Genomic DNA, 24241 nt, shown 5'->3' with positions numbered 1-24241 from the left:
ACTCCCCAGTGACAGGATGGTCGCGACCACCTCCAGGTCGCATCCGCAAGAAGAAGGGACACCGTCGTGACGTTTCGCGAGGAAGCCGGACCGATCCTCAATGGCCTCCCGAGCAGCCTCACCGACATCGACCCCGAGGAGACCTCGGAGTGGTTGGACTCGCTCGACCAGGTGATCGACGAGGGCGGCCGCCAGCGCGCGCGCTACCTCATGCTGCGGCTGCTCGAGCGTGCCCGCGAGAACCAGGTCGGCGTCCCGTCGCTCACGGCAACCGACTACATCAACAGCATCGACCAGGAGCAGGAGCCCTGGTTCCCCGGCGACGAGGAGGTCGAGCGCCAGTACCGCCGCTGGATCCGCTGGAACGCCGCGGTCATGGTGCACCGCGCCCAGCGCCCCGGAGTCGGTGTCGGCGGCCACATCTCCACCTACGCCTCCGCCGCGACCCTCTACGAGGTCGGCTTCAACCACTTCTGGCGCGGTCAGGACCACCCCGGCGGTGGCGACCAGATCTTCTTCCAGGGTCACGCCTCCCCCGGCATGTACGCCCGCAGCTTCCTCGAGGGCCACCTCGGCGAGACCGACCTCGACGGGTTCCGCCAGGAGAAGAGCCACCTCGTCGACGGGAAGATCCGGGCCCTGTCGTCCTACCCGCACCCGCGGATGATGCCGGACTACTGGCAGTTCCCGACGGTGTCGATGGGCATCGGCCCGATGAACGCGATCTACCAGGCTCAGTTCAACAAGTACCTCCAGCACCGCGGCATCAAGGACACGAGCGACCAGCGCGTCTGGGCCTTCCTCGGTGACGGCGAGATGGACGAGCCGGAGGCACGCGGCCTGCTCCAGCTCGCGGCATACGAGGAGCTCGACAACCTGACGTTCGTCGTCAACTGCAACCTCCAGCGCCTCGACGGGCCGGTGCGCGGCAACGGCAAGATCATCCAGGAGCTCGAGGCCTTCTTCCGCGGCGCCGGCTGGAACGTCGTCAAGGTCATCTGGGGCCGCGGCTGGGACCCGCTGCTCGCCGCCGACCGCGACCACGCCCTCAAGCACATCATGAACACGACGACCGACGGTGACTACCAGACGTTCCGCGCCAACGACGGGGCCTACGTCCGCGAGCACTTCTTCGGCCGCGACCCCCGCACCCGCAAGATGGTCGAGGGCCTCACGGACGACCAGATCTGGCACGACCTCCAGCGCGGGGGCCACGACTACCGCAAGGTCTTCGCCGGCTACCAGGCCGCGGTGAACCACACCGGCCAGCCGACCGTCGTCCTCGCGCACACCATCAAGGGCTACTCGCTCGGCAAGGGCTTCGCCGGCCGCAACGCGACGCACCAGATGAAGAAGATGACGGTCGACGACCTCAAGGGCTACCGCGACGTCCTGCGCCTCCCGATCACGGACGCGCAGATCGAGGAGAACCCCTACCAGCCGCCGTACTTCCACCCCGGTGAGAACGACCCGACGCTCCAGTACATGCTCGAGCGCCGTCGCGAGCTCGGCGGTCCGATCCCCCAGCGCCGCAGCAAGTACGCCCAGCTCTCGCTGCCAGGTGACGAGGCCTACAAGCAGGTCAAGAAGGGCTCGGGCAAGCAGACCATCGCGACGACGATGGCGTTCGTCCGCCTGCTCAAGGACCTCATGCGCGACAAGGAGTTCGGCAAGCGGGTCGTGCCGATCATCCCGGACGAGGCGCGCACGTTCGGTATGGACAGCTTCTTCCCGACGCTGAAGATCTACAACCCGCACGGGCAGAACTACACGCCGGTCGACCACGACCTCATGCTCAGCTACCGCGAGTCCGAGCAGGGGCAGATCCTGCACCTGGGCATCAACGAGGCCGGCTCGGTCGCCGCCTTCACCGCCGCCGCGACGAGCTACTCGACGCACGGCGAGCCGATGATCCCGATCTACATCTTCTACTCGATGTTCGGGTTCCAGCGCACCGGCGACTCGATCTGGGCCGCAGCCGACCAGATGGCGCGTGGCTTCCTCATCGGCGCGACCGCCGGTCGCACGACGCTCACCGGCGAGGGCACCCAGCACGCCGATGGCCACTCCCCGTTGCTCGCGTCGACCAACCCTGCCGTCGTCGCCTACGACCCGGCCTATGGGTACGAGATCGGGCACATCATGCGCGACGGTCTCGAGCGCATGTACGGCGACAGCCCCGAGGACCTCATCTACTACCTCACCGTCTACAACGAGCCGATCGTGCAGCCGGCCGAGCCGGAGGGCGTGGACACGGAGGGCATCCTGCGCGGCATGTACCTCCTCGAGAAGGCCGACACCACGGGCTGGACCCACAAGCCGCCGCGGGCCCAGCTGCTCGCCTCGGGCGTCGGCGTCCCGTGGGCCCTCGAGGCCCAGCGCCTGCTCGCCGACCACTGGGGAGTCGCCGCCGACGTCTGGTCGGTGACCTCGTGGGGCGAGCTGCGCCGCGACGGACTGTCCTGCGACGAGGAGGCCTTCCTCCACCCGGAGAACGAGGCGCGCGTTCCCTACGTCGCGCAGCGGCTCGCGGACGTCGAGGGTCCGGTGCTCGCGACCTCCGACTACATGCGGGCCGTCCCCGACCAGATCGCGCAGTGGGTCCCCGGCGAGTTCCACTCGCTGGGCACCGACGGCTTCGGCTTCGCCGACACCCGGCCTGCCGCCCGACGCTTCTTCCACGTCGACGGCCCGTCGCTCGCGGTCCGCACCCTCCAGGTGCTCGCGGCTCGCGGCGAGGTGGCCACGGACGTGCCGGGCAAGGCCGCGGAGAAGTACGACCTGCTCGACGTGCGCGCCGGCACCAGCGGCAACGAGGGCGGCGACGCCTGACCCGTCCTCCCACTGCGCCCGTCACCTCGCGATCGAGGTGGCGGGCGCAGTGCTGTATGCCGTAACTCGCCTTGTGCCGGGTGGCGGCAACCGCGGAGTGTGGGGACCATGGTCCCCGCCCGCTGGAGCGACGCGGTCCTAGCGTGAGACCCAAGGACCCGGAGCGTGCCGGGGCCCGGGTTCTACCCCCTCCTCTCCGGCGCATGAGGGAAGGACCGCCATGAACACCCACCCGACCTGCGAACTGGGGCGTCGCGACCTGTTCCGCCTCTCCGCGGTGGCCGGGATCGCCGTCACGGTCGGTGGTCCGGCCACCGCGGGGTTCGCAGCACCGCCGACCGGCGGAGGCGGCGCGACGCCCACCGCCCACCTCAACCCGCTGCACATCCCCCCGGTCCTGTCGACGCAGGGTCCGAGCACCCTGACCGCCGGACGCACCAAGATCAACCTCGGTGGCAAGGACGGCTCAGCCCTGACCTACGACGGGCACTTCCCCGGACCCACCTTCGTCGCCCGAACCGGCACGACCGCCTCCATCAGGGTCACGAACAGCCTCACCGAGGAGACCACCGTCCACTGGCACGGCCTGGTCGTCCCCACCGCGGTCGACGGCCAGCCGCACGACGCCTTCGGCGTCAACCAGTCGTTCCAGTACGACCTGCCGATCCGCCAGCGCGCCGGCCTGAGCTTCTACCACCCGCACCCGCACCGGGCGACGGCCAAGCAGGTCGCGCTGGGGCTGCAGGGAGCGTTCATCGTCCGTGACGCGGAGGAGGACGCCCTGCTCCTGCCCTCCGGCGACTACGAAGTGCCTCTCGTCATCCGGGACGCCAACCTCGACAAGATGAACACCCTGACCTACAACGGCCGGGCCTCGGGTTTCCTCGGGAACACCGCCCTGGTCAACGGCACCCTCGCCCCCTACCTCGTGGTCGACCGGGCGGTCTACCGGTTCCGGGTCGTCAACGCCGCCAACTCCCGGCTCTTCCGCCTCGCCCTGTCGAACGGGGCGAGCATGAGCCTCATCGGGACCGACGGTGGCCTGCTGCCGACGGCTGTGGCGGTCAGCGAGGTTCTGCTGGCGAACGCCGAACGCCTCGACCTGCTCGTCGACCTCCGCGGCCTGACCGCACCGTTGTTCGTCGTCGACCGGGACTCCGGCTGGTCGCTGCTCGAGCTGCGGCCGAAGCCGGCGGCCGTCACGGTGCCGTTCACCCCACCGCCGAGCCAGCTGTCGGTCATCACCCCCCTGCGCGACCCGGTCCGCTCCCGCACCTTCACCTTCGACGGCATGACGAAGGTCAACGGGCTCGAGTACGACATGAACCGGATCAGCTTCGAGACCCCCAGCGGCGTCGTCGAGAAGTGGACCTTCGTGGGCAACGGCAACCCGCCGCACCCGATCCACGTCCACGGCGCGTCGTTCCAGGTCGTCGCCCGGCGCGGTGGCCGCAACCGGCTCTTCGCCTGGGAGGGCGGCTGGAAGGACACGGTGCTCCTGCTCGACAAGGAGTCCGTCGACGTGCTCGTGAGGTTCGACCTCAAGGGTCGCTACCTCATGCACTGCCACAAGCTCGAGCACGAGGACGCGGGCATGATGCTCAACTTCCAGGTGGTGTGACCCGATGGTCTTTCGCACGCGTTGCGAGCTGTGCTCTGCTGGGAGCGTCAGCCGTCACGACCGGACACTGGAGGCGCGCCATGACCCCTGAGGACATCCTGGAGCGAGTGGGCGAGCAGGTTGGGGTCCGCCGGGTGTTCGGCACCCCCGTCGAGCACTCGGGCGTCCTGCTCGTCCCGGTCGCCGTCGCCATCGGTGGTGGAGGCGGCAGCCAGGGCTCCGAGGAGCTGGGCAGCGGCGCGGGCTTCGGCGGGATGGTCCGCGGCATCGGGGTCTACGAGGTCAAGGACGGACGGGTGCGCTTCGTCCCGGCGGTCGACACGACCGCGCTGGCGGCGATGGGCGTCGTCCTGGCCGGCCTCGTGCTGCGCGCGACGGCTCGGCGACGCTAGTCCCACTGATTGCCCGTAGCGGCGGATCCGGATCGGTGCCCGGGCACGGCCGCAGCCGCTACGGGCAATCAGTGGTGGGGTGGGACAGGCGAGGGTATGCCGTCGGTCCGCCTCTTAGAGCCAACCGCGGTCGCGCGCGTGGTTGGCGGCCTCGGCCCGGGTCGACGTCGCCGTCTTGGCCATCGCCGAGGACAGGTGGTTGCGCACCGTGCCCTCGGACAGGTGGACCGACCTCGCGACGACGGCGATCGGCGCGCCGGACAGGGCTGCTCGCAGGACGTCCTGCTCGCGCGCGGTGAGCGGGTTGGCGCCCTCGATGAGCGACTCGGCGGCCAGTGCCCCGTCGACGACGCGCTCACCCGCGTGGACGCGGCGCACCGCGTCGGCGAGCTCCGAGGCGGGGGTGTCCTTGACGACGAAGCCCGCGGCGCCGGCCTCGAGGGCCCGCCGCACGAACCCGGGGCGACCGAACGTCGTGACGACGAGCGCACGGGTCGCGAGCCCGGCAGCCGTCATCGCCCGGCACACCTCGATGCCGTCGAGTCCGGGCATCTCGACGTCGACGAGGGCCACGTCGACCTCGTGCGCCGACAGGAGCCCGAGTACCTCGTCGCCGCGCCCCGCCTCGGCGACGACCTCCAGGTCCGGCTCCAGCCCGAGCAGCGTGACGATCGCCCCGCGGACGAGGGCCTGGTCGTCGGCGACGAGCACCCGGATCACAGGGTCACCTCGAGCCTCGTGCCCGGTGCGGCGTCGAGCACCCGCAACACTCCCCCGGCGGCGTCGACCCGCTCGCGCACACCACGCAGTCCGTTGCCCTCGCGCAGCCCGGACGGGCCCCGGCCGTCGTCCTCGACGGTGAGCGACGCAGGCCCCAGGGCCACACGGCATACGGACGCGTTGCTGTGGCGGACCACGTTGGTGACGGCCTCACGCAGGACCCACGCGACGACCACGCGGTGGCGTGGGTCGACCACCGAGAGGTCGTCGGGCATGTCAGCCCTGATGCCGGCGGAAGCGAGCACCCGCTCGGCAGACGCGATCTCGTCGTCGAGCCGGGCCGAACGGATGCCGCCCACGGCAGCACGCACCTCGGCGAGCGCCTGCCGGCTCAGCACCCCGACCTCGGCGATCTCCTGCCGAGCCCGCTCGGGGTCGGTGGCGACGAGCCGTTCCGCGACGTCGGCCTTGAGGCTCATCGCGGTCAGGGTGTGGCCGATGACGTCGTGGACGTCGCGGGCGACCCGGTCACGCTCGGCCGTGACGGTCAGCTCGGCGGCGAGCTCGTCGTGGAGGATGCCGCGCCGCTCGATGGTGCGGACCACGGCGGTGACGACCGCGACGAGCAGGACGATGCCGGAGAGGTACCACGTGTCGGCCAGCTCACTGGAGACCGACGTGAGCCAGGCGGTGAGGGCGAGGACCACCGCGGTGACCCCGACCGCCGCCCACATCGGCAGGGCGAACATCGCGAGCGCGACGAGGTAGGGGCCGCCGCCGACCGACGCGGGACCGACGAGCACGTGGATCGCGAGGCAGATGAGCAGGAGCGCGACCAGGTGGACGACGCCACCGCGGACCACCGCGGCGCCCGAGGGCGCTCGGCTGACCGCCCGGAACCCGCGGATGTAGACCGCCGCGAAGAGGACGAAGAGCGCCACCGCGGCGACGACCCGCGGCCGGCTCTCGCCGCTGTCGACGACGCCGGCGATCGGGAAGGCGAGGAAGACGAGCCAGACCCCACCCATGACCCAGCCCCACCGCTGCCAGGGATGGGTCACCATCGCCCGGTCGGGCCTCGCCGCCGAGGACGACGCGCTCACTGCCGGCCGCGGCTGCGACGCACGAGCCACGTCGCGAGCACCGCGAAGATCACCGTCCACACCGCAACGTTAGTCACCGACATCCACAGCGCCTCATGGACGAGGCCACCTTCGGAGTCGATGACGTCGCCCCCGGTCAACGGGTAGCGCGCCAACGACACGTAGCCGTACAGCGGGGTGAACCGGGCGAGCTCGAGGAGGAAGCCGCTCAGCGGGAAGAAGATGTTGCCGAGGAAGCCCAGGACGACGAGCGAGCCGGACGCCGCCGAGACGGCTGCCTCGGACCGGAAGGCCAGACCGAAGATCAGCCCGTACAGCGCGAACATCACCGCCCCCACGACGAGGATCGCCGCGCTCCCGAGCCAGGCCGTCACGGTGCCCTCGGCTCCCGTGAGCAGTCCCAGGACGTAGACGACGACGATCGGCAGCGTGGCCACGACGAGCGCGACGACCGCCTTGGTCGCGACGTAGGTCCCGTCGCCCAGCGGCGTGAGACCGAGCTGGCGCCCCCAGCCCTGCATCCGCTCGACCGCGGCCGAGCCGCCGATGCCCACGGTCGCGGTGACCGCGCCGTAGGCCGCCATCGAGATCATGACGTAGAGGGCCACGTTGCCGTTGCCGGCCTCCTGCTGCGAGTAGCCGGCGCTGGCGCCGAAGAGCACGTACATGAAGCCCGGCAGGCCCACGACGAAGAACAACGTGACGAGGTCACGCAGGATGCGGCGCAGCTCCAACCGCACGTATGCCGTCCGCTCCCCTCGCGTCCTCGGCTGGCTCGCCGCGTGACCGGGGTGCTCAGTGGCGCGGCGGGGCGTGACGCCGGGTCGGCTGGCGGGGGTCGTGGTCGCGGCGCTCATGCTGCGGCTCCTTCGCTCGTCGTGGCCGTGGCTGTGGTCGTGGTTGTGGCTGAGGTCGCGGCTGTGGCGTCGGTGAGGGCGAGGAAGGCGGACTCGAGCGAGCCGGTGGTGACCTCGAGGTCGCGGCCACCGAGCGAGGTGAGCAGGGCTCGGGCCACGGCGTCGGAGTCCGACGTCGTCACGGTCAGACGGTCGCGGTCGACGCGGACGTCGTGGACGGTCGGGAACGCACTCAGGTGGGTGGCAGCCGCATCGACGAGGTCGAGGTCGAGGCGGGCGGCCACGGTGCGGCCCAGCGCCCGGCCGCGGACGACGTCCGTGGGACCGTCGGCGACGACCTGCCCGGCGGCGACGAGCACGATGCGGCTCGCGAAGCTGTCGGCCTCCTCGAGGTAGTGCGTCGCGAAGAGGATGGTGCGGCCGGCCGCTGCCTCCGCGTGCATCGACTCCCAGAACGCATGGCGCGCGGAGACATCCATGCCGGCGGTCGGCTCGTCGAGGACGAGCAGCTCGGGGTCGGGCAGGAGCGCCAGGGCGAAACGAAGACGCTGTTGCTCGCCGCCGGAGCACGTCGAGACCCCGCGCCGTCCGAGGGCGGTGAGGTTCGCGCGCCGCAGGACGTCCTCGACCGGTGCGTGGACGGCATACGTGCTCGCGATGAGCTCGACCGTCTCGCGCACCGTGAGGTCTCGCAGCAGTCCGCCGGTCTGGAGGACGGCCGAGACCTCACCGGCGCGGACCGCGTCACGCGGCGCGCGGCCCAGGACCCGCACGGCTCCCGAGGTCGGGGTGGCGAGCCCGAGGACCAGGTCGAGGGTCGTCGTCTTGCCGGCGCCGTTGGGCCCGAGGATCGCGACGACCTCGCCGCGGGCGATCGTGAGGTCGATGCCGCGCACCGCCCGGACGTCCCCGGCGCGGCTCTGGAAGGACTTGGTGAGGGCCGTCAGCTCGACGGCGGGACTGTCGTGGTGGGTCATGCCCCAAGGCTCGGCCGCCGAGGGGGTTCGACGACAGTGCCGGGAGACACGACCTCACCGTGACATCTGTCAGGGAGAACCCGTGACTTCTTGCCCGAGAACCACCGGATCGGCGCCTGAGGGCGCCGCATCCGGTGGTCCCCGGGCAGTCAGTCGACCGTCAGCGGGCGAGGAACTCCGAACGGGCCGCGACGCAGATGTCGGGCTGGTCGCAGAAGACACCGTCGACACCGGCCTCGAAGAAGCGGGTCACCTCGTCGGCCATGCGGCCATGCGTCGCCGGGTTGGTCCCGATGCGGTAGTCGACCGGCAGGAACTGGTTCTCGGCCCGGAACGTCCACGGCGTGACGTCGAGCCCGACGGCGTGCGCGTTGCCGACGAGGGCGGTCGGCGTGCCGAGGGTGCCGTCGCTGCGGCGCGGGATGACCCGGCTCTTGTCGACGCCGAGCCCGTCCACGTCCTTGACGAGCGCCTTGAGGCTGTCCGGGGTGAGCAGGTCGGTGTAGGTGCGCGGGTCGCCCTGCGCCTCGAGGTCGTACGGGCGGCCGCTGGCGCTGACGAGGAAGACGAGGTTGGCCCTGTAGCCGAGCTCGTCGTCCAGCCGGACGAGCGGGGTGAGCTCGAAGCTCTGCACCCACAGGGCGGCGTTGGGCCTGTTGAGCCCGTGCTCCTCGAGCTCGTCCATGAGGGCGACCTCGGGGTCGAGGCCAGCATCGTGGAGGAAGGTCGAGTGCTTGATCTCGGGGATGACCCCGATCGTGCGACCGGTCTCGGCACTGAGCTGCTCGCGCAGCGCGAGGACCTCGGCGAGGGTCGGCACCTCGAACTGCCCGTCGAAGCTCGCGCTCTCGGGACGCAGCGCCGGCAGTCGCTCCTCGGCGCGCAGGGTCTTGAGCTCGGCGAGGGTGAAGTCCTCGACCCACCATCCGGTGACCGCGTCACCGTCGAGCTGCTTGGTGACCCGCCGGTCGGCGAACTCCGGGTGGTCCGCGACGTCGGTCGTGCCGCCGATCTCGGGCTCGTGGCGGTCGATGAGGACGCCGTCCTTGGTCATGACGAGGTCCGGCTCGATGTAGTCGGCGCCCTGCTCCACGGCCAGGCGGTAGGCCGCGAGGGTGTGCTCCGGCCGGTAGCCGGACGCGCCGCGGTGGGCGTGGACCAGCGGCTCGGTGAACTTCGCACGGCCGCTGGAGGACGGCGGCGCGTCGGCGCCTGCGGGAGCCGTGGCGGCCACGGACGACAGGGCCACGCCGGCAGCGAGGAGGACGGAGAGGAGAGGTCGGTTCATGTCGTCCAACGTAGGACGGTGACGGTGTCATCGCCTGTCGAGGAGTTGGACGGCAGGTGACGGGTGCCCGACCAGCGAGCCACGGCATACGCCGGCATTTGTGGTTATGCGCCCGACTGTATAGTCTTGCAACGTGTCCAAGGTACTCACTTCCCTGCCCGTCGGCGAGCGCGTCGGCATCGCCTTCTCCGGAGGTCTCGACACCTCCGTCGCCGTCGCCTGGATGCGCGAGCAAGGCGCGGTGCCCTGCACCTACACCGCCGATCTCGGGCAGTACGACGAGCCCGAGATCGACACGGTCCCGGAGCGGGCCGGCGAGTACGGCGCCGAGGTCGCGCGGCTCGTCGACTGCCGTAGCGCGCTGGTCGAGGAGGGCCTGTCCGCGCTCGCGTGCGGCGCCTTCCACATCCGCAGCGGCGGCAGGACGTACTTCAACACCACTCCCCTGGGCCGCGCCGTCACCGGCACCCTGCTGGTGCGCGCCATGCAGGCCGACGACGTGTCGATCTGGGGCGACGGCTCGACCTTCAAGGGCAACGACATCGAGCGGTTCTACCGCTACGGGCTGCTCGCCAACCCCGGCCTGCGGATCTACAAGCCGTGGCTGGACGCGGCCTTCGTCAGCGAGCTCGGTGGTCGGCACGAGATGAGCGAGTGGCTCACCGCGCGCAAGCTCCCCTACCGGGCCAGCGCGGAGAAGGCCTACTCGACCGACGCCAACATCTGGGGCGCGACGCACGAGGCCAAGACGCTCGAGCACCTCGACGAGTCGATGGAGATCGTCGAGCCGATCATGGGCGTCAAGCACTGGGACCAGTCGGTCGCCATCGAGCAGGAGGACGTGAGGGTCCGGTTCGTCCAGGGCCGTCCCGTCGCGATCAACGGGGAGGACCTCGATCCGGTCGCCCTCGTCGACCTCGCCAACACCATCGGTGGTCGCCACGGTCTCGGCATGTCCGACCAGATCGAGAACCGGATCATCGAGGCCAAGTCCCGTGGCATCTACGAGGCACCGGGCATGGCCCTGCTGCACATCGCCTACGAGCGGCTGCTCAACGCCGTGCACAACGAGGACACCATCGCCAACTACCACGCCGAGGGCCGCCGTCTCGGCCGGCTGCTCTACGAGGGCCGCTGGCTCGACCCCCAGTCGCTCATGCTGCGTGAGGCCATCCAGCGGTGGATCGCCTCGGTCGTCACCGGCGAGGTCACCCTCCGGCTGCGTCGCGGCGACGACTACTCGATCGTCGACACGACCGGCGAGAACTTCAGCTACCACCCCGACAAGCTCTCCATGGAGCGTGTCGAGAACGCCGCGTTCGGACCCCTGGACCGGATCGGCCAGCTGACCATGCGCAACCTCGACATCGCGGACAGCCGCGCCAAGCTCGAGCTCTACGCAAGCCAGCCCGTGGACCAGGGTCAGCTGCTCGTCGAGAACGGCACGCTCTTCGGCGACCTGCCCGCCGGCGGGTACGACCGGATCACCGACAACCCGGTCGCCGACGGCCCCGACGACGACGCCCTCGACCGCGCGGCCATGGAGTTCGGCACCGACTGACGACCGCCCGGCGCGGTCCCCTCGCCACACGTGGGGACCACCGTGGCGACTCTTGCCGTTTGGCCGAGCAGCCGAGGGCCGGTACGGGATGCTGGGCGCGTGGATCGACAACGCATCATCGAGCGGGTGGCGGCGACGCTGGGCGTGCTGGGCCTCTTCGCGGTCCTGCCGTTCTACGTGGCGTCAGGACTCGCGGCGCCCTTCTGGGCGATCGTCCTGCTGCTCGCCTTCTGGCTCGCCCTCCTCGCGACCGCGATACGGTGGTTCGCCAGGTACCCGTGGCCCATCCTCGCGATGCCCTTCGTCGCCGCAGCGGTGTGGTGGCTGTCGATGACCCTCGGTGAGTCGCTCCTCGGCTGGCAGGCCTGACCAGCGATCACGGTCACCACGCGGACGACGGTGGACACAGGAAGCACGTTGTGCACGGCATACAAATAGACTCGCGACGTGGCCACCTCGAGAAGCCGCCCGTCAGCGGCGACCCGGCGCCGAGTCGAGCGTGCTGCGGGCGACCTCGGCGCCGCCGCGGTGCAGCAGATGGAGACCCACCACGAGTGGTACCGGTCGCTGCCCGCCGAGGAGCGGTCGTGGGTCGGGCTCGTCGCGCAGGCCGGGATCCGGTCGTTCATCGAGTGGTTGACCGGCAGCCAGGACCACGCCCATGTCACGGCCGACGTCTTCGGCACGGCGCCCCGTGAGCTGACCCGGTCGATCAGCCTCGGCCAGACCCTCGACCTCGTGCGCACCGTCGTCGACGTCGTCGAGCGCGAGTCCATGGGGCTCGCCGCGCGCGGCGACGAGGTCAAGGTCCGCGAGGCCGTGCTCCTCTACAGCCGTGAGATCGCCTTCTCCGCAGCGGAGGTCTACGCCCACGCCGCCGAGGCGCGCGGCGCCTGGGACGCCAGGCTCGAGGCGCTCGTCGTCGACGCCGTCATCCGTGGCGAGGCCGACGACTCGATGCAGTCCAGGGCCTCGGCCCTGGGGTGGGGCACGACGGGCGACGTGTGCGTCATCGTCGGGTCGACCCCGAGCACGGGCGCCGCACAGGTGGTCGACCAGCTGCACCGCGGCGCGAAGCGGTTCGGCGTCGAGGTCCTCGTCGCGATCCACGGCCGTCGCGTCGTCTGCATCGCCGGGCAGGTCTCGGACGCGCTCGAGACGGCGGCCCACCTCGGTGACTCCTTCGGCGACGGCCCGATCGTCGTCGGTCCGGTCGTCCCACACCTGTATGCCGCGGGGCGCAGCGCGCGCGCCGCGCTCTCCGGTCACACCGCAGCGCTCGCCTGGCCGAAGGCCCCTCGCCCGGTGCGCAGCGACGACCTCCTCGCCGAACGCGCCCTGCTCGGCGACCTGCCGGCGCGGGCCTCGCTGGTGTCGCGGGTCTATGCGCCGCTGTCGGCCAGCAGTGGGGGCAACCTGCTCGAGACCGCGGCCGCGTACCTCGACGGCGGCCTCGGCCTCGAGGGCACCGCCCGCACCCTGTTCGTCCACCCCAACACGGTCCGCTACCGGCTCGCCAAGATCGCCGACACCATCGGCTACGACCTCACCGACCCCCATGACGCGCAGACCGTGCGGCTCGCCCTGGCCTACGGGCGAGTAGCCCCGGAGCCGAGTCCCCGCGTGCCGCGCCCCTCTCCACGCGAGTTGTAGGAACCCTACAGAAGTCAGCGTCGAGAATCGTCGCCGCCGGTCGCGCCGGGAGGTGCCGTGGGCCGACACGCTGAAGGGGTGCTCGTGATCGTCTGCCCTGGACAGGGCTCCCAGACCCCCGGCTTCCTCACCCCCTGGCTCGCCATCCCCGGCGTGCGCGAACGGCTCGGCTGGCTCTCCGCCGTGGCCGGCATGGACCTCGTCCGGCACGGCACCGAGTCGGACGAGGAGACCATCAAGGACACCGCGGTCGCCCAGCCGCTCATCGTCGCCTCGGGCCTCGTCTCGCTGCTCGCGCTCTTCGAGCACCCCGCCGACGGCTTCCGCCTCGTCGGTGGCGGCGCCGGCCACTCGGTCGGTGAGATCACCGCGGCTGCGGCCGGTGGCGTCATCTCCGCCGAGCAGGCGATGGTCTTCGTCCGCGAGCGCGGCCGCGCCATGGCGCAGGCCAGCGCCGTCCGGCCGACCGGCATGAGCGCGGTCATGGGCGGTGACCCGGACGACGTCACCGCGACGATCACCCGCCACGGCCTCACCCCCGCCAACATCAACGGTGCCGGGCAGGTCGTCGCCGCCGGCACGATGGAGCAGCTCGCCGCGCTCGCCGCCGACCCGCCGGCCAAGGCGCGGGTCATCCCCCTCAAGGTCGCCGGCGCCTTCCACACCGAGCATATGGCGCCTGCCGTCGACGTCCTGTCCGGCTACGCCAAGGCCATGTCGACCCACGACGCCCGCGTGCCGCTCGTGTCCAACCGTGACGGCGCCGTCGTCCACAGCGGTCGCGAGGTGCTCGGTCGCCTCGTGAGCCAGGTGAGCAACCCGGTCCGCTGGGACCTCACCATGGAGACCTTCAAGGAGCTCGGCGTCACGGGCATCATCGAGATCCCGCCGGCCGGGACCCTCGCCGGGCTCGCCAAGCGCGTCCTCAAGGACGTCGAGATCCTCGCGCTGAAGTCGCCCGACGACCTCGAGCAGGCGCACCGCATGGTCAAGGAGCACGGCCGGACCTCCGGCGCGGTGCAGGACCCGACGTGGCGCCTCGTCATCAGCCCGGCCAAGGGCATGGTCTCGTTCACCGCGAGCGAGGTGGGCACCGCGGTCGAGGCCGGCAGCGTCGTGGCCACCGTCGGCACCCTGCGCGACACCTACGAGGTCGTCGCACCGCACGGTGGCCGCATCGTCGAGTGGCTCGTCGAGGACGGCGACCCCGTCTCCCCCGGCCAGCCCGTCCTCCGTCTGCACCCCCAGGAAGGCTGACATGGCCGGACTCATCACCCCCGCCACCGGCTCGGCACACGCCCGGATCTCCGGTGTGGGCGCCTACCGGCCGCGACGCGTCGTCCCCAACTCCGAGATCATCGAGGCCATCGACTCCTCGGACAAGTGGATCCAGGAGCGCTCCGGCATCAAGACCCGTCACTTCGCCGGCGAGGGCGAGAGCGTCATCGACATGTCTGAGGCCGCGGTCAACGGCGCCCTCGAGATGGCAGGCATGGAGGCCGGGGAGATCGACGCCGTCGTCCTCGCGACGGTGTCCCACCCCTACCAGACCCCCGCTGCCGCACCCGCCCTCGCCGACCGCATGGGCATGGACAAGCCGGTCGCGTTCGACATCTCCGCCGCCTGTGCCGGCTACTGCCACGGCATCGCCCTGGCGAGCGACATGGTGCGCGGTGGCAGCGCCCGCAACGTCGCGGTCGTCGGCGTCGAGCGCCTCTCGGACTTCACCAGTCGTACCGACCGCGGCACGGCCTTCATCTTCGGCGACGGCGCCGGTGCCGCGATCGTCACCGGCTCCGACACGCCGGGCATCGGTCCCACGGTCTGGGGCTCCGAAGGCGACAAGTGGGACGTCATCGCGCAGAACGAGAGCTGGATCGACGTCCACGAGCAGAAGCTCGACTGGCCGACCATCGGTATGCAGGGCCAGCGGGTCTTCCGCTGGGCGGTGTGGAGCATGGCGCCCGTGGCCCAACGAGCCCTCGAGGTCGCCGGGGTCACCGTCGACCAGCTCGACGCCTTCATCCCCCACCAGGCCAACGTCCGCATCATCGACGCCATGTGCAAGCAGCTCGGCCTCCCCGAACACGTGGCCGTCGCGCGCGACATCGTCGACTCGGCGAACACCTCGGCCGCGTCCGTGCCCCTCGCGACCGAGCGACTGCTGCGCGAGGGCCTCGCCCCCCGCGGTGGGCTCGCACTGCAGATCGGCTTCGGCGCCGGCCTTTCGTATGCCGCCCAGGTCGTCGTCCTTCCCTAGAAGACTCCCGCGGTCCACGGGTCACCAAGGACCACAGCACCACCCCATCCCAGAGTGTCCGCACCCGGCGGACTCGAACCATGAAGGAGCAGGACATGGCTCAGAGCGAGCAGGAGATCCTCGCGGGTCTCGCAGAGATCGTCAACGAAGAGACCGGCCTCGACCCGGAGAGCGTCCAGAGCGACAAGGCGTTCACCGACGACCTCGACATCGACTCGCTGTCGATGATGACGATCGTCGTCAACGCCGAGGAGAAGTTCGGCGTGCGCATCCCCGACGACGAGGTCAAGAACCTCCGCACCGTCGGCGACGCCGTCTCGTTCATCCAGTCCAACCAGAGCTGATCCGCAGCTGATCCGTCGGGTGCCGCCCTCACCAGAGTCGAGGGCGGCACCGGGACCGTCCCACCGCCCAAGGAGTCATCGAACATGAGCACCGAACGTCGCGTCGTCGTCACCGGACTCGGAGCCACCACCCCGCTCGGTGGGACGATCACCGACACGTGGGACGCGATCCTGGCCGGCACCCCCGGCGCCCGCCCCCTCACCGAGGACTGGGTCGAGAAGTACGAGCTCCCCGTCACCTTCGCCGCCACCATCCACACCTCGCCCGAAGAGGTCCTCACCAAGGTCGAGTGCCGCCGGATGGACCCGAGCGCGCAGTACGCCATGGTCGCCTCGCGCGAGGCGTGGGCCGACGCCGGCAGCCCCGAGGTCGACCCCGAGCGCTTCATGGTCGCCATCGGCACGGGCATCGGCGGCGTCCACACCCTGCTGGCACAGTGGGACAACCTGCGTGAGAAGGGCGTGCGCCGGGTCTTCCCGCTCGCCGTCCCGATGCTCATGCCCAACACGAGCAGCGGCAACGTCTCGCTCGCCCTCGGCGCCCGGGCAGGCGCGCACACGGCCGTCTCGGCCTGCGCCTCCGGCGCCGAGTCCATGGGCCTTGCCGTCGACCAGATCCTCTCCGGCCGCGCCGACATCGTCATCGCCGGTGGCACCGAGGCCGCGATCCACCCGCTGCCCTTCGCCGGCTTCACCCAGATGCAGGCGCTCTCGACGCGCAACGACGACCCGGCGCACGCTTCGCGCCCCTACGACACCGCCCGTGACGGCTTCGTCATGGGTGAGGGTGCCGCGGTGATCGTCCTCGAGTCCGAGGAGCACGCCAGGGCCCGCGGAGCCAGGATCTACGCCGAGCTCGCACCGGCCGGCATGTCGTCCGACGCCCACCACATCACCGCGCCCGAGCCCGAGGGCGCCGGAGCGTCACGCGCCATGCGCGAGGCCGTGCAGCGCGCCGGCATCACCGCCGCCGACATCGTCCACATCAACGCCCACGCCACCTCGACGCCCGTCGGCGACGTCGCCGAGGCCAACGCCATCCGGCGGGCCTTCGGCGACGCGACCGACGGCATGTGCGTCAGCGGTACGAAGTCGATGACCGGTCACCTGCTGGGCGCCGCGGGCGCACTGGAGGCACTCTTCACGATCCTCTCCGTGCACCACCGGATCGCCCCGGCCACGATCAACATCGAGAACCTCGACCCCGAGATCCACCTCGACGTCGTGCGCGGCGAGCACCGCAAGCTCCCCGAGGGCGACATCGCGGCCCTCAACAACTCGTTCGGCTTCGGCGGTCACAACGTGGCCCTCGCCGTGAAGAGCATCTGATGGCCCACCAGCCCAACGAGGCCTCCGCCACCGCGTCCGCGGCGACCAAGCCCAAGCCCGACCGCGCCACCGACCCGCGCAACCCCCGCCTGCGGCTCGCCGCCTTCTTCGACGAGGGCTCCCTCGAGCTCATCAGCCCCGAGGACGACTCCGGCATGCTCGCCGCGGTCGGCACCTGCCAAGGCACGCCCGTCGCCGCCTTCTGCTCCGACGCCACGATCATGGGCGGGGCCATGGGCGTCGCCGGCTGCAAGGTCGTCCTCACGGCCTACGAGCGCGCGCTCGCGGACGGCATACCGGTCGTCGGCATCTGGCACTCGGGAGGCGCGCGACTGCCGGAGGGCGTCGTCAGCCTGCACGCCGTCGGCGAGGTCTTCGCCATCATGACGCGCGCGTCCGGCAAGATCCCGCAGATCTCGGTCGTCATCGGCGCCGCCGCCGGTGGTGCCGCCTACGGGCCCGCGCTCACCGACATCGTCGTCCTCGCACCCGACGGCCGGATCTTCGTCACCGGACCGGACGTCGTCCGCTCCGTCACCGGCGAGGCCGTCGACGCCCTGCGCCTCGGCGGGCCGGAGCCGCACGGCCGACGCAGCGGCGTCGTCCACGTCGTCACCGAGTCCACCGAGCAGGCCTACGAGCGCGGCCGCCAGCTCTGCTCGCTCCTCGCCGACCAGGGCACGCTCGACGTCGCCGGCGTCGAGGACTTCGACCTCGAGGAGACCTTCCCCGAGTCGGCCAAGCGCGCCTACGACGTGCACCCCGTCGTCGACAACGTCCTCGACAAGGGCGCCGACTCGATCGAGCTGCACCCGCGGTGGGCGCCGAACATCGTCACCCAGCTCGGCCGGTTCGGTGGGCGCACCGTCGGTGTCATCGCCAACAACCCGATGCGCCTCGGCGGCTGCCTCGACTCACCCAGCGCCGAGAAGGCCGCGCGCTTCGTGCGCATGTGCGACGCGTTCGGCGTGCCGCTCATCGTGCTCGTCGACGTCCCCGGCTACCTCCCCGGCGTCGGCCAGGAGTGGGACGGAGTCGTGCGACGCGGCGCCAAGCTTCTCCACGCCTTCGCCGAGGCCACCGTGCCGCGCGTGACCCTCGTGACCCGCAAGACCTACGGCGGCGCCTACATCGCGATGAACGCGCGCTCCTTGGGTGCGACCAAGGTCTTCGCCTGGCCGACGGCGCACGTCGCGGTCATGGGTTCGGTCGCCGCGATCCGGATCCTGCACCGCCGCCGCCTGGCCGAGGTCGACGACGCCGAGCGTGCGGCCGTCGAGCAGCAGCTGGCCGCCGAGCACGACCTCATGTCGGGTGGCCTCTCCCGCGCCGTCGAGATCGGCGTGGTCGACGAGATCGTCGAGCCCAGCGTGACCCGCTCCGCCCTGGCCAGGGCCATCGCCGAGGCGCCCCAACGGCGCGGGGACCACGGCAACATCCCCCTCTGAGGGGCACCCACGACGCGAGGCCCGCTCCCCCTGTACCGGAGCGGGCCTCGCGACGTACGCGGGTGGTGCCGTGGTGCTGCGGTCAGCCGACCTGGTGCAACCAGCGGACGGGTGCGCCGTCCCCGGCGTAGCGGAACGGCTCGAGCTCGTTGTCCCAGTCGGTGCCGAGCACCTCCTCGATCATCTCCTCGATGGCGTCGGGCGAGCCCTGGGCCAGCAGGAGGATCTCCTTGAGCCGCTCCTCGTTGATGACCGCGTCGCCGCTCGCAGACGTCGTGGCGTGATGGATGCCCAGGCTCGGCGTGTGCGACCAGCGTGAGCCGTCGCAGCCCGCGCTCGGGTCCTCGGTGACCTCGTAGCGCAGCCCCTGCCAGCCGCGCAGCGTCGACGCGATCCGCGCACCGGTGCCCTGCTCACCGATCCACGAGAACTCACCCCGCTTGAGGCCGGGAGCCGCGGGCTGCGCAGACCAGTCGATGGTGACGCGCAAGCCCGTGGCGGACTCGAGCGCCCACACGATGTGGGGGCACAGCGCTGCCGGGGCCGAGTGGATGAACACCACTCCCCGGGTCGACACACGTCGCGTCGCGACAGACATCCTGGCCTCCTTGGTGTGCAAGGGACGTCTTCCCCAACGCCGTCGCACGTGGTCCTTCGGAGGCAACAGATCTGTATGCCGGCCAGCTTGCTGTGAGGGCGCGTCACGCGCCGCTGTTTGTCGCCTCACGAGCGAACTCGTGAACCGTGGGCCTCATCATGCCGCAGAACTCCCATTGGCACCACCAGGAACACGCGGAACCACGTCAAAACGTGAAGAGCGCACCCTATAGTCATTCTGGGTCATTTGGGCGTTCTGAGTTGCCTAAACCCCTCCTCACCTTGACTATTGGCCCTGACCCGTTCGGGTCAACCCCTGAACCCGAGGAGCGCCCACGATGGGATCCCCCGCCCTGTCCCCCCGTCCACTGCTGTCTGCGCTCGCCGCAGGCGCTACGAGCCTGGGCTGCGTCCTGGCCCTGTCCGCCGCCCCGGCCAGCGCCGCGAAGCCCGCCCCCACCAGTCCGACCCCGATGGTCCTCCCGACCTACTCGACCTCGGTCGTCGGAATCAGCCCGCAGGCTGCGGCCAAGACGACCGCGTCGGGCAAGACCATCCGAAGCCTGACGATGGACAACGGGAAGTTCTACGTCGGCCACGGCGACTACCTGGAGAACTCCGGGCCGACCAAGGTGAGCACGTTCGACCCGGTGACCCGGACCTTCGCGGAGTCGGGCCTGACCGCCCCCACCGAGGAGATCACCACCTACCGCAAGATCAACGGCAAGATGTACGCGCCGTGGACGGACCCGACCGGCTCGGCCACCGCCAAGCAGGGTTTCTCGACCAACGCCAGCGGCGTGTGGACCAACGAGTACAAGGCTCCTGCCGAGCACGTCTACGACGTCGCGAGCCTCAACGGCTCCGACCTGTGGATGGTCGGCTCGGCCAAGAACGTCGTGGGGACCAAGGGCGGCGCCGCCGCCTACCGGTCGACCAACGGCGGCGCGACCTGGTCCCTCGTCAGCAAGGACACCTCCGTCACCGAGACCGGCTACGAGCGCTACTACTGGGCGGCCGCTCTCAACGGCAAGATGTACATGCAGGCCCAGGGCGTCACCGAGGACCCGCCGGTGCGCGTCTTCGACGGCTCTCGCTGGACGAGCCTGGCCATGACGCCCTGCCACGCCGTCGAGGCGCGCTCGGTCGAGGTCTTCAAGGGCCTGATCCTCTGCCCGAACTACCTCAAGGGCCTCATCGCCTTCGACGGTCGCAAGATGACCCCGGTGCTGCCGATGACCTACGGCAACGTTCGTGACTTCGACATCCCCGGCGACGGCTACATCTACGCCCTCGCTGGCCATGGCATCTTCCGCAGCGCGGACGGCCTCACGTGGCAGGGACTGGCCCAGACGCCGGACCTCGCGTGGTCGATCGGCGTGCACAACGGCACGATCTACCTCGGTCAGCGCCTCAACGCCACGATCGTCAAGCTTGACGGTCTCAACGTCAACGCCCGGACGGCCACGACCGCCACCACCACCTGCAAGAAGCCCAGGGGCTGCTGAGCCACGTGACGAGGGGGCCGGCCCGCTGGGGTCGGCCCCCTCGTCACGCCTCCCCGCAGTCCGGTCGCGCCGGAGCAGGGGTGGGAGGCGACCGGGCCACGATGCGATGCCTGACTCGCAGCCGCGCCTCGGCTCGCGGTCAGGCCAGGGAGGCCCAGACGACCCAGTTGCCCTCGTAGTGGCCACCCTTGACGGGCGTGGTGGGGTCGCAGGTGATGAGGCGAAGGACGGGCTCGGGGTTGGCGGCGTCCCAGATGGAGTCGTCGCGCGGCACGGCCCTCTTCGACAGGGCCTTCGACCTGGTCGCCACGAAGGTGACGGACTGGCCCGAGCTGTAGACGACCGTGATGCGGTCCCCCGCCCGAACTTCGGTGAGGCGCCCGAAGGTGTCGAGCTGCACCGAGGGCGACCGGCGGTTGATGTGCCCGGCCAGAATGGACGCTCCCGGCCAGCCGGGTTTCGGCCACCCCTTCTCCGCGTACCAGCCCGCAACCCCGAACGGCGGAGCGAGCACGCCGTCGGCGTCGAGCCGGTCAGGCACCAGCTCGGCGTCGACGAGCACCCGACCGGACGTGCTGACGACCACCACTCGCCGGGGGCTTCCCTCAGGTTTGACCGTGGAGGGGCCGAACCTCGGCGCAGCGGAGGCCGAGCCGGAGGGAGATGGCGACGGGGAGGGTGTCGTCCTCGAAGTCGGGGTGCCGGCCGTGGTGGGCGTGGCCGAGGACGACGACGTCGGCGAGCCGGTGACCTGCGCGAGTGCCTGACCGGCCCCGGACTCGGGTGAGTCGGGACGGAAGGTCAGGCCCCACGCGATCAGGGCAGTCCCCACAGCGAGGGCCGCCACCGCACCGGTCGTGCGGCGTCTGTCAGTGGCGACGACCGGCACGACCGACGAGCTGTGAGGCGGCACCGAACAGGAGGACCGAGCCGATACCGGCGGCGGTCAGGGGCAGCCAGGTGGGAGACGTCGGCTGCGCCGCGTCGGTCTGGACCACGTCGGGGCGGACCGGCCCGGGAGCACTGGGCGTCGGAGTCGGGGTCGTGGTCGGGGCGCCGGTGGCGACGATCTGGTCGATCGTCAGGTCCTGGCCCTCGTCGGGGACACACGAGAAGCCCGCGAACATCACGCTCTCCTCGTCCTCGGAGGCGATGAAGAGCTCCATGTCGCCGGCGACGTAGGTGAACGTGCCAGCAGCGTTCGCGCGGAACGGCTCGGCGTACCCGTCGTCCGTCGACAGCGTCAGTGATCCCGACTCCGGGAGGCTGACGGCGTCGAAGAAGAAGTCGGTCTCGCTGTCCGCTCCCGTCTCCTCGATGCCCGCGAGGAGCAAGGCGCCGGCCACGCCCTCGGTGAGGCCGAGCTTTCGGATCTCGGCGACAGCCTCCGCGGACAGGACGATCGCTCCCTTGACCGGCTCGAGCTGCACGGTCGAGGGCGCCGTGGTGGTGGCGCCGTCAGCGATCGCCGAGTCGAACGAGGCGCTGAGCTTCAGGCCCGGGATCTCGATGACCTCGGGGATCTCGTCCGCGAGTGCGTCGAGGGAGGCCTCGCCCTCACGGGCGGCGTCCAGCATCCTGCGCTCCTCGGCGCCGAGTTCCGTCCCCTCGGGAAGTTCGGGGAAACCGAACAGCGTGCAGGTGAAGTCGAGCTCGGCGCTGGCGGCGTGGACGGGCGCGGTGGTCAGGAAGCCCAGACCGGCGAGCGTCATGGTCGCAGTGGCCACCGAGGCGCGGCGCAGGTTCGGAGCGAGCATGGGAGATCCTTTGTCCGTGGGAGTATGGCGCCGACCCTAGCCGTGCGCCGTCTCGCCCTCAGGCCATTGAGAATAATGAGGATCGCGAGGGCCTCCACGCGCGGATGGCGTCTGCGGTGGACCGTCAGTGGTGGGGCGACTCGGGCTTGAACCGAGGACCGACGGATTATGAGTCCGCTGCTCTGACCGACTGAGCTACCGCCCCTGAAGCGGAGCCGAGCCTACCTGCGGGAGGGGAGCACCCGGCATACGCCGCATTCGGAGCGAAGCGACGACGTTGCGAATCGGTGTCGCATCGGGCCAGTCACGCGTGGCGGAGGCTGCGTGGCGGTAGGTTTCCGGTCATGACTGAGCCTCTGGTCGTCCTTCAGGACGTCAACAAGCACTTCGGCGACCTCCACGTCCTGCGCGAGATCAACATGGAGATCGGCAAGGGCGAGGTGGTCGTCGTCATCGGCCCGTCCGGGTCCGGCAAGTCGACGCTGTGCCGCGCCATCAACCGGCTCGAGACGATCGAGTCCGGCACGATCACGATCGACGGCAAGAAGCTGCCCGAGGAGGGCAAGGCCCTCGCCGAGCTGCGCGCCGACGTCGGCATGGTCTTCCAGTCGTTCAACCTCTTCGCGCACAAGACGATCCTCGACAACGTCACCCTCGGCCCGATCAAGGTCCGCAACCAGAAGAAGGCCGACGCCGAGAAGCGCGGCATGGAGCTCCTCGAGCGCGTCGGCGTCGCCCAGCAGGCCCAGAAGTTCCCGGCCCAGCTCTCCGGCGGCCAGCAGCAGCGCGTCGCGATCGCGCGCTCCCTCGCGATGAACCCGAAGGTCATGCTCTTCGACGAGCCGACCTCGGCCCTCGACCCCGAGATGATCAACGAGGTCCTCGACGTCATGGTCGGCCTCGCCAAGGAGGGCATGACGATGGTCGTCGTGACCCACGAGATGGGCTTCGCCCGCAAGGCAGCCAACCGGGTCGTCTTCATGGACGGCGGCCAGATCGTCGAGGAGAACACCCCCGAGGAGTTCTTCACCCACCCCAAGAGCGACCGGGCCAAGGACTTCCTCGGCAAGATCCTCACGCACTGAATCAGTCCCAACAGGAGGAAACACATGAAGATTCGTCAGCTCAGCGGGCTTCTCGCCGCGTCGGTGCTCACGCTCGGTCTCGCTGCCTGCGGCGACAGCGCCGACGACGGTGACACCGCGGACTCCGGCGGCACCGCCGCCGGCAAGCCCGTCAAGATCGGCATCAAGTTCGACCAGCCCGGCCTCGGCCTCAAGAAGGGCAGCGACTACGCCGGCCTCGACGTCGACGTCGCCAAGTACGTCGCCAAGGAGCTCGGCAGCTCCGAGGGCGACATCACCTGGGTCCAGTCCCCCTCCGCCCAGCGCGAGACGCTCCTCTCCACCGGCCAGGTCGACATGATCTTCGCGACCTACTCGATCACGGACAAGCGCAAGGCAACCGTCTCCTTCGCCGGCCCGTACTTCATCGCCGGCCAGGACCTCCTCGTCCGCGGTGACGACAGCTCGATCACGGGTCCCGAGACCCTGGCCGGCAAGAAGCTGTGCTCGGTCACCGGGTCCACGTCCGCCCAGAAGGTCAAGGACAAGTACCCCGGCGTCCAGCTCCAGGAGTTCGGCACCTACTCCGAGTGCGTGGCGGCCCTCGTGTCCAAGGGTGTCGACGCCCTGACGACGGACAACACGATCCTCGCCGGCTACGCCTCGCAGGAGCAGTACAAGGGCAAGCTCAAGGTCGTCGGCAAGACCTTCTCCGAGGAGCGCTACGGCGTCGGCATCAAGAAGGGCGACACCGCCCTCTGCGAGAAGATCAACACCGCCCTCACCAAGATGGTCGAGTCCGGTGACTGGCAGAAGGCCGTCGACGCCAACCTCGGCCCGGCCGGGTTCAAGGTGGACACCGCCACCAACCCGCCGAAGCCGGACGCCTGCTCCTGACCCACTGAGGTCTTCGGGTATGCCGCCCGCTCA

At 70.6% G+C, this 24241-nt stretch carries 23 protein-coding genes and 1 tRNA gene; 15 read left to right on the top strand and 9 right to left on the bottom strand.

Annotated features, from left to right (window positions below; translation table 11 throughout):
- Positions 1-66: 66 nt before the first annotated feature.
- The 3 genes from aceE to LL946_RS15350 all read left to right on the top strand — a co-directional run bounded on the left by aceE (position 67) and on the right by LL946_RS15350 (position 4845).
- On the top strand, positions 67-2832 hold the full coding sequence (gene aceE / locus LL946_RS15360; protein ID WP_404382147.1) for a pyruvate dehydrogenase (acetyl-transferring), homodimeric type: 2766 nt from the start codon (positions 67-69) through the stop codon (positions 2830-2832).
- 220 nt (positions 2833-3052) lie between these two features.
- Positions 3053-4453, top strand: coding sequence for a multicopper oxidase family protein (locus LL946_RS15355; protein WP_404382145.1), 1401 nt, complete (start codon positions 3053-3055; stop codon positions 4451-4453).
- 80 nt (positions 4454-4533) lie between these two features.
- On the top strand, positions 4534-4845 hold the full coding sequence (locus tag LL946_RS15350) for a hypothetical protein (protein WP_404382143.1): 312 nt from the start codon (positions 4534-4536) through the stop codon (positions 4843-4845).
- 114 nt (positions 4846-4959) lie between these two features.
- Here LL946_RS15350 and LL946_RS15345 read toward each other — a convergent pair whose 3' ends face one another.
- The 5 genes from LL946_RS15345 to LL946_RS15325 all read right to left on the bottom strand — a co-directional run bounded on the left by LL946_RS15345 (position 4960) and on the right by LL946_RS15325 (position 9790).
- Entirely contained in the window at positions 4960-5565 is a 606-nt protein-coding gene (locus tag LL946_RS15345) for a response regulator (RefSeq protein ID WP_404382141.1), read from the bottom strand.
- Complete coding sequence (locus LL946_RS15340; protein ID WP_404382140.1) at positions 5562-6668, bottom strand: sensor histidine kinase; 1107 nt, start codon at positions 6666-6668, stop codon at positions 5562-5564. Before LL946_RS15340 ends, LL946_RS15345 begins: the two co-directional genes overlap by 4 nt.
- The gene (locus LL946_RS15335; RefSeq protein ID WP_404382138.1) at positions 6665-7525 is read right to left on the bottom strand and encodes an ABC transporter permease; all 861 of its coding nucleotides are present in this window, start codon (positions 7523-7525) and stop codon (positions 6665-6667) included. The genes LL946_RS15340 and LL946_RS15335 overlap by 4 nt, the downstream gene beginning before the upstream one ends.
- Complete coding sequence (locus tag LL946_RS15330) at positions 7522-8502, bottom strand: ABC transporter ATP-binding protein (protein ID WP_404382136.1); 981 nt, start codon at positions 8500-8502, stop codon at positions 7522-7524. Before LL946_RS15330 ends, LL946_RS15335 begins: the two co-directional genes overlap by 4 nt.
- Before the next feature lie 160 nt (positions 8503-8662).
- Positions 8663-9790, bottom strand: coding sequence for a glycerophosphodiester phosphodiesterase (locus LL946_RS15325; protein WP_404382134.1), 1128 nt, complete (start codon positions 9788-9790; stop codon positions 8663-8665).
- 133 nt (positions 9791-9923) lie between these two features.
- On the opposite strand from LL946_RS15325, the gene argG reads away from it, so the two are divergent.
- The 8 genes from argG to LL946_RS15285 all read left to right on the top strand — a co-directional run bounded on the left by argG (position 9924) and on the right by LL946_RS15285 (position 18385).
- A complete protein-coding gene (argG, locus tag LL946_RS15320) occupies positions 9924-11351 on the top strand; it encodes an argininosuccinate synthase (protein ID WP_404382132.1) in 1428 nt (475 codons plus the stop codon).
- Positions 11352-11450: 99 nt separating this feature from the next.
- The gene (locus LL946_RS15315) at positions 11451-11720 is read left to right on the top strand and encodes a hypothetical protein (protein WP_404382130.1); all 270 of its coding nucleotides are present in this window, start codon (positions 11451-11453) and stop codon (positions 11718-11720) included.
- Between the two features lie 78 nt (positions 11721-11798).
- The gene (locus LL946_RS15310; RefSeq protein ID WP_404382128.1) at positions 11799-13004 is read left to right on the top strand and encodes a PucR family transcriptional regulator; all 1206 of its coding nucleotides are present in this window, start codon (positions 11799-11801) and stop codon (positions 13002-13004) included.
- Between the two features lie 78 nt (positions 13005-13082).
- The gene (locus LL946_RS15305; RefSeq protein WP_404382126.1) at positions 13083-14261 is read left to right on the top strand and encodes an acyltransferase domain-containing protein; all 1179 of its coding nucleotides are present in this window, start codon (positions 13083-13085) and stop codon (positions 14259-14261) included.
- Between the two features lies 1 nt (position 14262).
- Positions 14263-15264 carry a beta-ketoacyl-ACP synthase III gene (locus LL946_RS15300; protein WP_404382124.1) on the top strand — a complete coding sequence of 334 codons (1002 nt, stop codon included), beginning with the start codon at positions 14263-14265 and terminating at the stop codon, positions 15262-15264.
- Positions 15265-15359: 95 nt separating this feature from the next.
- Positions 15360-15608, top strand: a complete 249-nt coding sequence (locus LL946_RS15295; protein WP_035946101.1) for an acyl carrier protein — start codon at positions 15360-15362, stop codon at positions 15606-15608.
- Positions 15609-15692: 84 nt separating this feature from the next.
- Positions 15693-16937, top strand: coding sequence for a beta-ketoacyl-ACP synthase II (gene fabF / locus LL946_RS15290; RefSeq protein WP_404382122.1), 1245 nt, complete (start codon positions 15693-15695; stop codon positions 16935-16937).
- Positions 16937-18385 carry an acyl-CoA carboxylase subunit beta gene (locus LL946_RS15285; protein ID WP_404382120.1) on the top strand — a complete coding sequence of 483 codons (1449 nt, stop codon included), beginning with the start codon at positions 16937-16939 and terminating at the stop codon, positions 18383-18385. The genes fabF and LL946_RS15285 overlap by 1 nt, the downstream gene beginning before the upstream one ends.
- A gap of 82 nt (positions 18386-18467) precedes the next feature.
- On the opposite strand, the gene LL946_RS15280 is transcribed toward LL946_RS15285, so the two are convergent.
- A complete protein-coding gene (locus tag LL946_RS15280; protein WP_404382118.1) occupies positions 18468-18983 on the bottom strand; it encodes a DUF3145 domain-containing protein in 516 nt (171 codons plus the stop codon).
- 337 nt (positions 18984-19320) lie between these two features.
- Between LL946_RS15280 and LL946_RS15275 the strand changes: the two genes are divergently transcribed.
- On the top strand, positions 19321-20490 hold the full coding sequence (locus tag LL946_RS15275; RefSeq protein ID WP_404382116.1) for a hypothetical protein: 1170 nt from the start codon (positions 19321-19323) through the stop codon (positions 20488-20490).
- 139 nt (positions 20491-20629) lie between these two features.
- On the opposite strand, the gene LL946_RS15270 is transcribed toward LL946_RS15275, so the two are convergent.
- A complete protein-coding gene (locus tag LL946_RS15270) occupies positions 20630-21079 on the bottom strand; it encodes a class F sortase (protein ID WP_404382114.1) in 450 nt (149 codons plus the stop codon).
- 28 nt (positions 21080-21107) lie between these two features.
- Here LL946_RS15270 and LL946_RS15265 point away from each other — a divergent pair, with 28 nt between their 5' ends.
- The gene (locus LL946_RS15265) at positions 21108-21257 is read left to right on the top strand and encodes a hypothetical protein (RefSeq protein ID WP_404382112.1); all 150 of its coding nucleotides are present in this window, start codon (positions 21108-21110) and stop codon (positions 21255-21257) included.
- A 102-nt stretch (positions 21258-21359) separates the two neighbouring features.
- Here the strand turns inward: LL946_RS15265 and LL946_RS15260 are convergent, their stop codons facing one another.
- Positions 21360-22247 (bottom strand): hypothetical protein, encoded by an 888-nt coding sequence (locus LL946_RS15260; RefSeq protein WP_404382110.1) that lies wholly within the window; start codon positions 22245-22247, stop codon positions 21360-21362.
- 128 nt (positions 22248-22375) lie between these two features.
- Positions 22376-22452: transfer RNA gene (locus LL946_RS15255), tRNA-Ile, on the bottom strand.
- Positions 22453-22591: 139 nt separating this feature from the next.
- Here LL946_RS15255 and LL946_RS15250 point away from each other — a divergent pair.
- Both LL946_RS15250 and LL946_RS15245 read left to right on the top strand, forming a co-directional pair.
- On the top strand, positions 22592-23332 hold the full coding sequence (locus LL946_RS15250) for an amino acid ABC transporter ATP-binding protein (RefSeq protein WP_404382108.1): 741 nt from the start codon (positions 22592-22594) through the stop codon (positions 23330-23332).
- Positions 23333-23356: 24 nt separating this feature from the next.
- Entirely contained in the window at positions 23357-24208 is an 852-nt protein-coding gene (locus LL946_RS15245) for a glutamate ABC transporter substrate-binding protein (protein WP_404382106.1), read from the top strand.
- Positions 24209-24241: the final 33 nt, after the last annotated feature.

This window comes from Knoellia locipacati, from assembly GCF_044791685.1.
GTDB classification, from domain to species: Bacteria; Actinomycetota; Actinomycetes; order Actinomycetales; family Dermatophilaceae; genus Knoellia; species Knoellia locipacati_A.
Note: the sequence above shows the minus strand (reverse complement) of the source record. Positions and strands in the feature narration are given on the sequence as shown.